We start from the raw sequence: 12920 nt of genomic DNA on the forward strand, positions 1-12920 counted from the left end.
GTTTTGGGAAAATCAGTGGGCGCCCGACATGTCGCCAAGAACCTCCTTGGAGGCAACGGTCGAATCCGGGTTGAGCTTGTAGACCATTGGCACGCCGGTCGCGAGGTTGAGCTTCAGGATCTCTTCCTTGCTCAATCGGTCGAGCACCATGACCAAGGCCCGCAAGGAGTTCCCATGGGCAGCAACCAGCACCGTCTCGCCCCGCAGGACGCGGGGCAGGATCTCGGTCATGTAGTAAGGCCAGACCCGGGCTCCGGTGTCGCGCAGGCTCTCGCCACCCGGAGGCGGCACGTCATAGGAGCGGCGCCAGATATGCACCTGCTCCTCGCCCCATTTCTTGCGGGCGTCGTCCTTGTTGAGACCCGCAAGGTCACCATAGTCGCGCTCGTTGAGGGCTTCGTCACGAATAGTTTCGAGTTCGGGTTGCTCCACCTTGTCCAGCACGATCCGGAGCGTGTCCTGAGCCCGCTTCAAGACCGACGTGAAGGCGATGTCGAACTTCAGACCTGCGTCGGCAAGCGCCTGCCCGCCGGTCTCAGCTTCCTTGATTCCCAGTTCAGTCAGATCAGGGTCGCGCCAGCCGGTGAACAGGTTCTTCAGGTTCCATTCGCTTTGGCCGTGGCGGACAAGGACGAGAGTACCGCTCATAAATCATTTCCTCCGGATGTCAGTGTTTCAGCCCGAGCACGTCGAGCATGTCGTAAAATCCCGGCTTCTTGTCACGCCCCCAAAGGGCGGCAGCAACAGCACCGCGAGCAAAGATCGAGCGGTCGCGCGCGCTGTGCGATAGGGTGACCAGTTCACCTTCGCCAGCAAAAAGCACGGAGTGGTCGCCCACGACGGAGCCGCCTCGAAGCGTTGCGAAGCCGATGGTCCCAACTTCGCGAGCCCCCGTATGCCCGTCTCGCACCTTGACGGCATTGGCAGCCAACTGAACATTCCGACCGGTGGCCGCAGCCTCGCCCAGAAGCAGTGCCGTGCCCGAGGGTGCGTCGACCTTGTGCTTGTGGTGCATCTCCACCACCTCGATATCCCAATTCTCCGCAGGCAGCGCGCCCGCGGCCTGCTCCGTCAGAACACCAAGCAGATTGACGCCCAAACTCATGTTGCCGGACTTGATGATGCGGGCATGACGCGCCGCTGCCTCAAACTTGGCTTCATCGTCTGGCGAACACCCGGTCGTGCCGATGACGTGAACGATACGGGCCTGCGCGGCAAGACCGGCAAAGCTGATGCTGGACGCCGGGCTGGTGAAATCGACAACGCCGTCCGCGTCGACGAAAGCGCGAAGCGGGTCATGGGTCACCGCCACACCCGCCGTGCCTGCGCCGGCGAGTTCTCCCGCGTCGCGTCCAAGAAATAGCGAGCCTTCGCGCTCGATCGCAGCATGCAGCAGGACGCCCTCGGTTTCCCGGATCACCCGGATCAACGTCTGACCCATGCGACCGGCAGCACCAACGACAACGAGTTTCATAGGACTGCCGCTCATGGGGTTGCTTTCATGTTACTGCAAAGGTTCCGGTGCCTGGAGATTGTTGAGGCGAGCGTAAAGACCGTCCTTGCGCTGCGCAAGCTCATCATGGGAGCCTTCCTCAACCACGCGGCCCTCATGCATGACAACGATCTTGTCCGCATTGACAACGGTTGAGAGCCGGTGGGCGATCACGATCACGGTTCGACCGTTCATGGCCGACTCAAGTGCCTTCTGCACTGCTGCTTCCGACTCGTTGTCCAGTGCAGACGTGGCTTCGTCGAGAAGCAGGATCGGCGCATTGCGCACCAGGGCGCGAGCGATAGAAAGGCGCTGCCTCTGTCCCCCCGATAGCGTTACGCCGTTTTCGCCGACGGGCGTGTCATAGCCGGCGGGCTGCAACAGAATGAAATCGTGCGCATATGCGAGCTTTGCCGCTGCCTCGACCTCCGCATCCGAAGCGTCTGGCCTGCCATAACGGATATTGTCGCGGATCGTACCTTCGAACAAATAGGGTTGCTGGGAGACATAAGCCAGGCAGCGGCGCAGGGAGAGTTTGGTGACGCGGCTGATATCCTGGCCGTCAATGAGGATGCGTCCAGCCGAGGGGTCGTGGAAGCGAGGGATCAGGTTGATGATGGTTGACTTTCCGGCCCCCGAAGGGCCGACAAGGGCAGTGGTCTTGCCTCCCTCCGCCACGATGCTGACGCCTTTGATCACCGGCTCTTGGTTCGCATAGCCGAAGGTAACGTCCTGCATCTCCACCCGGGCTTGCGTGACGACAAGATCCCTTGCGCCTTGCGTGTCCCGCTGCAATGGCTGCATGTCGAGAAGATCGTAGATCATGCGGGCATTGACGACGGCGCGTTCCATCTGGACCTGTAGTTTCGCCAAGCGGCGTGCCGGATCATAGGCAAGAAGAAGAGCGGTGACGAAGGCGAAGAATGCGCCCGGGGGAACGCCGTCGTAGATCGAGCGGAACGCGGCATAAGCGAGGACGCTGGAGATGGCGAGACCGGCGAAGGTTTCAGTCAGCGGAGCAGTACGCTCGGTCAACCGCGCGATCCGGTTTGCCCGTTTCTCCGCCTGGCCGATAAGTGTCTCCAGCTTCTGCTCCAGCACCCTTTCCATGGTGAAGGCCTTGACGATGGCGATACCTTGGATCGTCTCCTGCATGGCGCCCAGCACATGGCTGTTTAGCTCGATCGATTCTCGGGTTGCACTTCTAAGGCGCCGGGAAACATAGCGCAGGGCAAGCACGAGCGGCGGCGCGACCACGAAGACGATCAGGGTAAGCACGGGATCCTTGCTGATCATCACGCCAATGAGGGCGATAAGCGTCAAGAAATCGCGCGCAGTGGATGTAACCGTCAGATTGAGAACGTCGCGAACCCCGTTCACGTTCTGGCTGATCTGGGCAGCAAGATGGGCAGAGCGAGCTTCACTGAAGAAGCCTACGGAAAGCGTCATCAGGTGGGTGTAGAGGCGGCGCTGGTACCCTGCGACGATGTTGTTGCCGATCTTCGACAGAGTTACCGACTGCCCATAGGTGGCCAGGCCACGCAGGACGAAGGCGATGAAGATCGCTCCGCAGATCAGCCACACAATATCCGCGCGCTGATTGGCGAAGGCCTCGTTGACGACCGCTTCCATGATCCAGGCGGTGAAGGCGGTCGAAAGAGCCACGACGGCGAGGCAGAAAATTGCAAGGGCATAGCCGCGCACATGATCGCGACCATTCTCCGCGATAACGCGTTTCAGGACACTGGTGACAGTGCCCGAGTCCAAGTGTCGCTTCTTGTCTCTCGCTGAGCCCAATAAGGATGTCCCGTTGCCAGCCGGCCCTTCAGGGGGGGGCGGTTCCACGTGCAGCGGGTCTATAACGAGCGCTGGCCTCTTTGGCTAGTGCGGAGCGCGCGGCTGGACCAGCGTCAACGCGTCCAATGGCGCCCGTGGGTGGATATGCCGTAGGCGGATGGGGTCCGGGCATAGCTACCAAGCCCGGCAAGTGCGGCAAGCGGGTGCGTCACCACGAATGTCGGAATCTGGCGCAACAGATCCGAGTGTGGAGCCTTGTCCTCGAACGCCTGGCGGAACTCCGGTGCTTTCAGGGCCGGGATGATCCTCTGGGAAATCCCGCCCGCGAGAAAGACACCGCCCTTCGCCATGAAGATCAGGGCAAGGTCCCCCGCGAGCCGTCCGAGATAGGTAGCGAAAAGGGATATCGTCTCTGCCGCCTGCAGATCCCTGCCCGACTGCCAGCCAGCCGTCACGTCGGAGGGCAGGGCAAGCGTGGCTTCGACGCCGTCGGCAGCGCAGATCGCACGATAGATGTTCACCAGGCCGCGACCACATAGCAGTTGCTCTGCCGAAATCCGACCCTCGATTGGTTCCAGATATGGGAAGATCTCGAAATCGCGTTTCGACCGGGGGCCAACGTCCACGTGGCCGCCTTCGCCGGGCACCGGAAACCAGGTCTCTCGTGCGTGGACAAGGCCAGCGACGCCCAGGCCGGTACCGGGGCCCAACACCACGCGCGAAGCGATCATAGGTTCAGCGGGCTTGCCGATCTCCTGCCGGTAGTCCTCCGTCAAGCATGCTGCAGCCAGCGCCTGGGCCTCGAAGTCATTCAGGACAAGGACGTCGGTGAATCCGAGATCGGCAATCAGTGATTGTGGTCTGACGACCCAGTCGCAATTGGTGAGATCGATTTCATCTCCTTCGATGGGGCCAGCGACAGCAAGAATGGTCGACTTCGGCTTGACCGGCGTTTTCTCCAGCACGTCAACCCGGATCGCCTCATCGATGGTCGGGAAGTCTGCGGTTGCGACATTCGGGAACGAGATGGGCTCGGCTCCCTCGTGGAGCAGGATTGAGAACCGGGCGTTGGTGCCGCCGATATCACCGAGCAAAATGGGAAAGGGCAGGCGTTGGTTTTCAGCGGCGTGACGCATCAGTTCCAGCAGTGGTTCGTGCTTCTATTGGAAATCTATCAGTCGTTCGGCGGTGGCGCGGTTCAGCGCCATGGGAATATCGTAAACGGTGGCAAGTCGGGTCAAGGCTTTGACGTCTACATCATGCGGCAAGGACGTCAGCGGATCGATAAAAAAGATCAGCATCTCGACTTCGCCCGTGGCAATCATTGCCCCGATCTGCTGGTCGCCGCCCAGTGGCCCGCTCTTGAGGCGCGTAACAGGAAGTCCGGGACAGGCATCCTGGATACGTCCGCCGGTGGTGCCGGTCGCGACAAGCCGAAATTTTGAAAGTGCCTGCTGATGCTGCCGCGCGAAGGCCACCATGTCGTCCTTCTTCTCGTCGTGAGCGATGAGCGCGATGCAGGGAAGGGTCAAGGCAAGGTCCCGCGGCTTATGAAATCGATGTGCCGCTTCTATAGCGGCGTGATGCCGTTGGAAAGTGGAGCGCCCGCAGCCTTAGTCAAACGGCCTCTGAAGTGGCATTGGTCCCTGCTCAGGCAAAGGCTGAGAAGCTTCCTGGATGATCGTCTCGATGTTCTGGACAGGGGGCGCCGTGGCTGCCGGTGACGAATAGGCGGCCATAGTTGCTTCGGTAGACGCGGCAGCAGGCGCGGCGAGCACGGCAGCACAAGCCTTCGGAAGATCGGACAGCATCACCTGGCGCGGCTTGACCGGCTTTGCGTTCGGATCCTTCTTCGGCTTTGCCCACGGCTCGTCGGTGAACCACCAGGCGAGCGACTTGTCGCAGCCGTCCCCTTCGCCCACCCGCGCCTGCGGCTTGCAGTTACTCGCTCCTGCAGGGCAGCCGAGGCGGATATGGAAGTGCTCGTCATGCCCGTAGATCGGCCGGACCTTGCCGAGATTGGAGCGGTCGCCGCGCCAGGTGTCGCAGAGCTTCTTCTTGATCGCCGGGTTGACGAAGACCCGCTCCACCTGCGGGTAGCTCGCCGCCTGCATCACGACCCGCGCATGGGTGTCACTCCAGCGCCTGGAATCGACAGTCAGGAACTTGCTCTTGTCGAGCATGGATGTGAAGGGCATGTCCTCGCGCTGTTGCGGCGAAAGCGGCGTGGCTGGCTTGGGCGTGAACCAGACATCGGCGTCAAGGCCGATCTGGTGCGATGCATGGCCGAAGAGCATCGGGCCGCCCCGCGGCTGCGAGATGTCTCCTACCAGGATGCCAGATCCCCAGCCCAGAGCGGCCGCATCCACTGAGAAGCGCTCCAGTAGCGCGATCAGCTCCGGATGGCCCCAGCGACGGTTACGCGAAAGCCGCATCGCCTGCCACGTCACTCCATCCGTCGCAAGAGCGACAGCTCCCGCCATGCATCCCTTGGCATACGATCCGATCGGCGCAGCGGCGCTTTGGCTCGGCCGCTTGGCCGCACCAAAAAGCTCCTTGGCCGGCTTCGTCTCCGCTGCGACCCCTCCCGCGAATGCAGTCATCCCCAAGCCTGCTGCCAGAATCTGGGTACTCATTCTTTTTGTGCTGCGCATGCCTGCTGTCGTCCCCGCAAATCACGTTGATCGATTTTACCGTGAAACCGGATTTTGGTGAAACGGAGATCGGCCGGCGGTGAAGCCAATGATAAATCGCTTGTGAGCGCCTTGGTCTGTATTTTGCCTGACTTTGCCCTATGCTCCGGGCAACAAGAACAGAAAAGGGGTCTCAGATGAGTTTGAGCTGGCTGACGAGAAGTGCGATCATCACCCTTGCGACGGCGCTGCTCACCTTGCCTGGTTTGGCAGACGAACAACCGCAATGGCGTCACGGGATTGCCGTGATAGGCGAACCTGAACTGCCCGCAGATTTCAAGCACCTTCCTTATGTTGATACAGATGCCCCGAAGGGTGGCGAATTGCGGCTGGCAAGCGAAGGCACCTTCGACAACCTCAACCTTGTCATTGATCGAGGTGCGCCTGCCGCGGGGCTGGGCAACATCTATGATACGCTCCTCAAGCGGTCGGAAGACGAGGTGTTCGGCTCCTACGGGCTCCTGGCGGAGGCGGTGACCTACCCAGATGATATGTCGTCCGCAACATTCCGTCTGCGCGCTGAGGCCAAGTGGGCAGATGGCGCCCCCGTCACAGTGGAAGACGTGATCTTCAGTATGGAGCAGCTGAAGCAACACAGCGCCTTCTATTCCGGGTACTACAGGCATGTATCTGGCGTGGAGAAAACCGGTGACCGCGAGGTGACCTTCCGATTCGACGAGAAGAACAACAAGGAGTTGCCATCTATCGTCGGGGATTTTCCGATCTTCCCCAAGCACTGGTGGGAAGCAAAAGATGAAGACGGAAACGAAAGAGACATTTCGAGAACGACCCTGAAGCCACCGCTGGGCTCGGGACCCTACAAGGTTGCCTCCGTGCAGCCCGGAGGAAAGATCACCTACGAACGGCGAGATGACTATTGGGGCAAAGACCTGCCTATCAATCTCGGCCAGTATAATTTCGGCACCATCAGCTATACCTATTTTGCGGATTCCGACGTGGCTTTCGAGGCCTTCCGTGCGGGGACGATCGACTACCGGCGAGAAAACAGCTCCAGCAGCTGGGCTACCCGCTATGACTTCGATGCTGTCAAGGAAGGACGCGTGATCCGCGAAGCCTTGACAAACCCCTTCAAGGCGACCGGGGTCATGCAGGCCTTTGTGCCAAACATCCGCCGCGAGATCTTCAAGGATGCGCGTGTCCGGGAAGCGCTGAACTATGCGTATGACTTCGAAAGTCTCAACAAAAACCTGGCGCATGGTGGGCTTAAGCGCGTCGATAGCTTTTTCTGGGGGACGGATCTCGCGTCTTCAGGTTTGCCGGAGGGGCGGGAGCTCGAGATTCTGAAGGAACTTGAGGATCAGGTTCCGCCAGAGGTTTTCACAAAGCCTTACACCAATCCGGTGGGCGGTGAGCCGGACAAGATACGGGAGAACCTCAGAACCGCTGTCGGCTTGCTCAAAGAAGCGGGATGGGAGCTGAGAGGCAATCGAATGGTCAATGTGCAGACCGGCGAGCCTTTGAGCTTCGAGATCCTGCTCAGCAGCGCCTCGCAGGAGCGGACCGTGCTGCCCTATGTTGCGAGCCTCAAGAGGATCGGCATTGATGCGCGGCTTCGCTCCGTTGACACCTCCCAATACATCAATCGGGTCCGCAGCTTCGACTATGACATGATCTACGGGGTGTGGGCACAAACGATGAATCCCGGAAACGAGCAGATGGAGTACTGGGGAACAGAATCCGTCAACCGTGAAGGATCGCGAAACTACGCGGGCATCAGCGACCCGGCGGTAGACACCCTGATCCGGAAGATCGTGTTCGCAGCTACCCGTGAGGAGCAGGTTGCGGCTGTAAAGGCCTTGGATAGGGTTTTGTTGGCCAATCATTTCGTGGTGCCGATGTTCTATTCTGGAGAGGAGAAGATTGCGTACTGGAACAGGATCGCTCACCCGGAACCACTGCCAGAATATGGGACGGGCTTTCCTGACGCCTGGTTTGCGCCACAGGCGGGCAATTAAGATGCTTGCGCAGCACAAGCCCAGCAGTTCCTTATGGTCAGGTGATTCGTCTCAATGAAAAGGACATGTGCTTGATTCTGAGACATACAGGCGGTGACGCAAAATCGACGAGTGATCGGGTCTGATGGGTAGTTATATCCTCCGCCGATTGCTGCTGATGATCCCGACGCTGATCGGGATTATGGGCATATCGTTCCTGATTGTTCAGTTTGCGCCTGGGGGGCCGGTCGAGCAGATCATCGCACAGATTCAGGGTCAGGATACCGGTGACCGTTTATCCGGCGGCAGCGATTTGACGGCTCCGGTCGGCGGTGATGACGGACAATATCGAGGTGCCCAGGGCCTGGATCCCGAGTTCATCGCCAAGCTCGAGCAGCAGTTCGGCTTCGACAAGCCGCCACTGACTCGGTTCCTCGACATGATGTGGGACTATGTCCGCTTCGACTTTGGCGAAAGCTTCTTCCGCAACGCCTCAGTGATCGATCTGATCATCGACAAGCTGCCTGTTTCGGCTTCGCTCGGCTTCTGGATCCTGATCATCTCATATCTGATCTCCGTTCCGCTCGGTATTCGCAAGGCCGTGAAGGATGGCTCGGCCTTCGATGTGTGGACGTCGGGCGTGATCATCGTCGGCTATGCGGTGCCGAGCTTCCTGTTCGGCATCCTGCTGATCGTGCTCTTCGCCGGCGGCTCATTCCTGGATTGGTTTCCGCTGCGTGGTCTGGTGTCGGAAAACTTTTCCCAGCTCTCCTGGTGGGAGAAGATCATTGACTATTTCTGGCACCTGACGCTGCCGCTGATCGCTTTGTCCCTGTCCGCTTTCGCCACGACAACGCTGCTGACCAAGAACTCCTTCCTCGACGAGATCCGCAAGCAATATGTCACCACCGCCCGGGCCAAGGGCCTGCCGGAGCGACGCGTGCTTTATGGCCATGTCTTCCGAAACGCCATGCTGATCGTCATCGCCGGCTTTCCCAGCGCCTTCATCTCGGCCTTCTTTACCGGCTCCCTTCTGATCGAGAACATCTTCTCTCTCGATGGCCTGGGCCGCCTCGGCTATCTCGCCATCGTCAATCGCGACTACCCCATCGTCTTTGGAACTCTCTACATCTTCTCGCTGATGGGCCTCGTCGTCAGCCTGATCTCCGACCTGATCTACACCTGGATCGACCCACGGATAGACTTCGAGAGGAGGGACGTTTGATGAACGCGCCCGCTTCGACCATGTCGGCTGAAAGCCTGCCCGCCAAGCGCCACTGGCTGTCGCCGACCAACCGCCGCCGGCTGCAAAACTTCAAGGCAAACAGGCGCGGCTACTGGTCCTTCTGGATCTTCATGGTCCTGTTTGTGCTCAGCCTTTTCGCTGAGTTCCTCGCCAATGACCGGCCGATCGTCGCCTCCTACAAGGGGGAGATCCTGTTTCCTGTCCTGGTGGAATACCCGGAAGAGAAGTTCGGCGGTTTTCTCGCCACCACCGACTACCGGTCTTCCTTCATCTCCAACGAGATCGAGGCGAATGGCTGGATGGTGTGGCCGCCGATCCGCTATTCCTACCTGACGGTAAACTCCAACATTCCGCACTCTGCGCCGACTGCCCCCTTCTGGCTGATGGACCCCGACCAGCGGTGTGCCGGCTATCCGCTCGGACAGGAGGATCCCGGCTGCATTCTCGGCAATCTCAATTGGCTCGGAACCGACGACCAGGCGCGCGATGTCGCCGCCCGCATCATCTACGGCTTCCGGGTGTCCGTCCTCTTCGGACTTGCCTTGACCATCGCATCCGCCGTGATCGGCGTCACCGCCGGCGCGGTTCAAGGGTATTTCGGCGGCTGGACGGACCTGCTCTTCCAGCGCTTCATCGAGATATGGTCTTCGATGCCAGTTCTCTACATTCTCTTGATCATCGCCGCGATCCTGCCGCCAGGCTTCTTCGTTCTGCTTGGCATCATGCTGCTCTTCTCCTGGGTGGGCTTCGTCGGCATCGTCAGGGCTGAGTTCCTCAGAGCCCGCAATTTCGAGTATGTGAATGCGGCGCGGGCGCTTGGCGTTGGCAACTGGACGATCATGTTCCGTCACCTGCTGCCGAATGCCATGGTCGCTACTCTGACTTTCTTGCCCTTCATCCTTTCCGGCTCGATTGCGACCTTGACCTCCCTCGACTTCCTCGGATTCGGGATGCCGCCCGGATCTCCGTCGCTGGGCGAGATGATCGCCCAGGGCAAGAACAACCTGCAGGCACCGTGGCTGGGGCTGACGGCGTTCTTCACAATGTCCATCATGCTGTCGCTGCTGATCTTCGTTGGCGAAGCCGTTCGCGATGCCTTCGACCCTCGCAAGACGTTCGGGTGACGCCATGACAGAACCGCTTCTTTCCGTTCGTGATCTCTCCGTCGCCTTCCACCAAGGGGGGACAACGTCCCTTGCCGTCGACCGCGTATCGTTCGAGATCAAGTCCGGTGAGGTCCTGGCGCTGGTGGGTGAGTCCGGCTCCGGTAAGTCGGTAACGGCCAACTCCATCCTGAGGCTTCTGCCCTATCCATCGGCCAGTCATCCGTCCGGAGAAATCCTGTTCGGCGGCCAGGACCTGCTGAAGGCGCCGGAGCAGGCGCTGCGGCGGGTGCGCGGCAACGAGATCACGATGATCTTCCAAGAGCCAATGACTTCGCTCAATCCCCTTCACACCATCGAAAAGCAGATTGGCGAGATCCTCGACCTTCACCAGGGCATATCAGGGCAGGCAGCGCGCAGCCGCATTCTCGAACTCTTGAACCAGGTAGGCATCCGGGAGCCGGAGAAGCGCTTGCAGGCCTACCCGCACCAACTGTCGGGTGGGCAGCGGCAGCGCGTCATGATCGCCATGGCGCTTGCCAACCGGCCGAAGCTGCTGATTGCTGACGAACCGACGACCGCGCTTGATGTCACGGTCCAGGCACAGATCCTCGAACTGCTGCGGCGGCTCAAGGGAGAGCACGGCATGTCCATGCTCTTCATCACCCACGATCTCGGCATCGTGCGCAAGTTCGCCGATCGCGTCTGCGTCATGACGAAGGGCAAGATCGTGGAGAGCGGCGACGTGGAAAGCGTCTTCGTCAACCCGCAGCACTCATACACCCGCCATCTGCTGGCGTCCGAGCCGCGGGGCGAGCCGCCGCTTGCCGATCCTGCCAAGCCGGTTGTGATGGAAGGCGAAGACATCCGGGTCTGGTTCCCGATCAAGGCGGGGTTCCTCCGCAAGGTCGTCGATCACGTGAAGGCGGTCGACGGCGTCAGTCTGTCGCTGAGGGCGGGCGAGACCTTGGGCGTGGTCGGCGAGTCCGGTTCCGGAAAAACCACGCTTGGTCTCGCGCTGGCGAGGCTGATCTCCTCGCAAGGGCGGATCGCCTTCATTGGAAACGACATCGACAGCTTCTCCTTCAAGCAGATGCGCCCGCTGCGCGACCGTTTGCAGGTCGTCTTTCAGGATCCTTTTGGTTCTCTCAGCCCACGCATGTCGGTGGGGGAGATCATTGCCGAAGGGCTGAAGGTGCACGAACCGTCGCTTTCTGCCGACGAGCGGGATGAGCGCGTGCGCTGGGCGCTGACCGAAGTGGGGCTCGATCCGGACACACGCTGGCGCTATCCGCACGAGTTCTCCGGCGGCCAGCGCCAGCGCATCGCCATTGCCCGCGCCATGGTGCTGAAGCCGCGTTTCGTCATGCTCGACGAGCCCACGTCGGCGCTTGACATGACGGTGCAGGCGCAGGTCGTTGATCTTTTGCGCGATCTGCAGAAGAAGCACGACCTTGCCTACCTCTTCATCAGTCACGATCTGAAGGTGGTAAAGGCTCTGGCCAACCACGTGATCGTTATGCGCGCCGGCAAGGTGGTCGAGCAGGGGCCGGCGGAGCGGATCTTCCAGGCACCGGAAAAGGACTACACAAAGGCGCTGATGGCGGCTGCCTTCAACCTCGAGGCCGTCGACACGGCAGCCGTCAGCCAGTAAGCAAAAGGACTGTCATGCCTTCTTCTCCAGGTGCCCTTGTCGTCGATCTGAAGTTCGATCGACGGGAGATCGAGTCGGCGCTCCAAGGAGCGTTCCCTGGCCGCCAGGTCTTGCAGGCGTCAGACAAGTCCCAGGATCTCTCCCGTGCCGACTACCTCGTAGCCTGGAAACCGGACCCCGATCTTTTTGATCGGGCGCCCAACCTGAAGGTGCTGTTTTCCGGGGGCGCCGGGGTGGATCACCTACTTGCGATGCCGGATCTGCCGGAGATTCCGATCGTCCGATTTGTCGATGAGAGCCTCACGACTCGGATGAGCGAGTGGGTCGTGCTGCAGTGCCTGAGCCATCTGCGCCAGGTGCCGGCATATCTTGCACAACAGCGTGATCATCTCTGGCGCGAACTCTCGCAGCCGGAGGCGAAGGACGTCACGGTCGGCATCATGGGCCTCGGCGTGCTCGGTCGTGATTCGGCTGTAAAGTTGAAGATGATGGGCTTTAACGTCCTTGGGTGGTCCCGAACGAAGAAGGAGCTCGAGGAAATCGAGACCTTTGCGGGCCATGAGCTTGGGACGTTCCTTTCTCGCACGGACCTCCTGGTAGGATTGCTACCCCTGACGCCGGATACCCGGGGCATCTTTGACAGAAGCCTGTTAGCGCGGCTGCGCAGGGATGGCGCCCTCGGCGGCCCCATCTTCATCAACGCTGGGCGTGGCGGGAGCCAGAACGAAGCGGATTTGCTTGCGTCCCTTGAGGAAGGAACCCTCCGCGGCGCTTCGCTGGACGTATTCGGGACCGAGCCGCTTCCGCCGGAGAGTAGGTTTTGGTCGTTGGAGAACGTGCTCATCACACCACACGCCGCGTCCGCGTCCGATGCCCGTGCCCTGTTTCGCCATGTGCGCTCTCAGATCAGCCGATTCGAGCAAGGGCAGCCGCTTGAGCATGTGGTTGACCGGACGAGCGGATATTAAGAAGCCGGAACC

At 60.4% G+C, this 12920-nt stretch carries 11 protein-coding genes; 5 read left to right on the forward strand and 6 right to left on the reverse strand.

The genetic code is table 11. The features are described from left to right. Window positions 1-12: 12 nt before the first annotated feature. From LXM96_RS10095 to mepA, 6 genes are all read right to left on the reverse strand, one after another. The gene (locus LXM96_RS10095; RefSeq protein WP_239998349.1) at window positions 13-648 is read right to left on the reverse strand and encodes a 2,3-bisphosphoglycerate-dependent phosphoglycerate mutase; all 636 of its coding nucleotides are present in this window, start codon (window positions 646-648) and stop codon (window positions 13-15) included. Window positions 649-667: 19 nt separating this feature from the next. Then, window positions 668-1489, reverse strand: coding sequence for a 4-hydroxy-tetrahydrodipicolinate reductase (dapB, locus tag LXM96_RS10100; protein WP_239998350.1), 822 nt, complete (start codon window positions 1487-1489; stop codon window positions 668-670). A gap of 15 nt (window positions 1490-1504) precedes the next feature. Next, window positions 1505-3289, reverse strand: a complete 1785-nt coding sequence (locus LXM96_RS10105; RefSeq protein WP_239998351.1) for an ABC transporter ATP-binding protein — start codon at window positions 3287-3289, stop codon at window positions 1505-1507. A 113-nt stretch (window positions 3290-3402) separates the two neighbouring features. After that, entirely contained in the window at window positions 3403-4425 is a 1023-nt protein-coding gene (locus LXM96_RS10110) for a glucokinase (protein ID WP_239998352.1), read from the reverse strand. Between the two features lie 24 nt (window positions 4426-4449). Then, complete coding sequence (locus tag LXM96_RS10115) at window positions 4450-4821, reverse strand: methylglyoxal synthase (RefSeq protein ID WP_262913596.1); 372 nt, start codon at window positions 4819-4821, stop codon at window positions 4450-4452. Window positions 4822-4902: 81 nt separating this feature from the next. Further along, entirely contained in the window at window positions 4903-5925 is a 1023-nt protein-coding gene (gene mepA, locus LXM96_RS10120) for a penicillin-insensitive murein endopeptidase (protein WP_394801929.1), read from the reverse strand. A gap of 194 nt (window positions 5926-6119) precedes the next feature. On the opposite strand from mepA, the gene LXM96_RS10125 reads away from it, so the two are divergent. From LXM96_RS10125 to LXM96_RS10145, 5 genes are all read left to right on the forward strand, one after another. Further along, window positions 6120-7958, forward strand: a complete 1839-nt coding sequence (locus LXM96_RS10125) for an extracellular solute-binding protein (protein ID WP_239998353.1) — start codon at window positions 6120-6122, stop codon at window positions 7956-7958. 124 nt (window positions 7959-8082) lie between these two features. Beyond that, window positions 8083-9162 carry a microcin C ABC transporter permease YejB gene (locus tag LXM96_RS10130; RefSeq protein WP_239998354.1) on the forward strand — a complete coding sequence of 360 codons (1080 nt, stop codon included), beginning with the start codon at window positions 8083-8085 and terminating at the stop codon, window positions 9160-9162. Then, complete coding sequence (locus tag LXM96_RS10135; protein WP_239998355.1) at window positions 9162-10307, forward strand: ABC transporter permease; 1146 nt, start codon at window positions 9162-9164, stop codon at window positions 10305-10307. The genes LXM96_RS10130 and LXM96_RS10135 overlap by 1 nt, the downstream gene beginning before the upstream one ends. Before the next feature lie 4 nt (window positions 10308-10311). Next, a complete protein-coding gene (locus LXM96_RS10140; protein ID WP_239998356.1) occupies window positions 10312-11940 on the forward strand; it encodes an ABC transporter ATP-binding protein in 1629 nt (542 codons plus the stop codon). Between the two features lie 14 nt (window positions 11941-11954). Then, complete coding sequence (locus LXM96_RS10145; RefSeq protein WP_239998357.1) at window positions 11955-12908, forward strand: 2-hydroxyacid dehydrogenase; 954 nt, start codon at window positions 11955-11957, stop codon at window positions 12906-12908. Window positions 12909-12920 lie beyond the last annotated feature (12 nt).

It is taken from the genome of Rhizobium halophilum, assembly GCF_021648825.1.
GTDB lineage: Bacteria > Pseudomonadota > Alphaproteobacteria > Rhizobiales > Rhizobiaceae > Neorhizobium > Neorhizobium halophilum.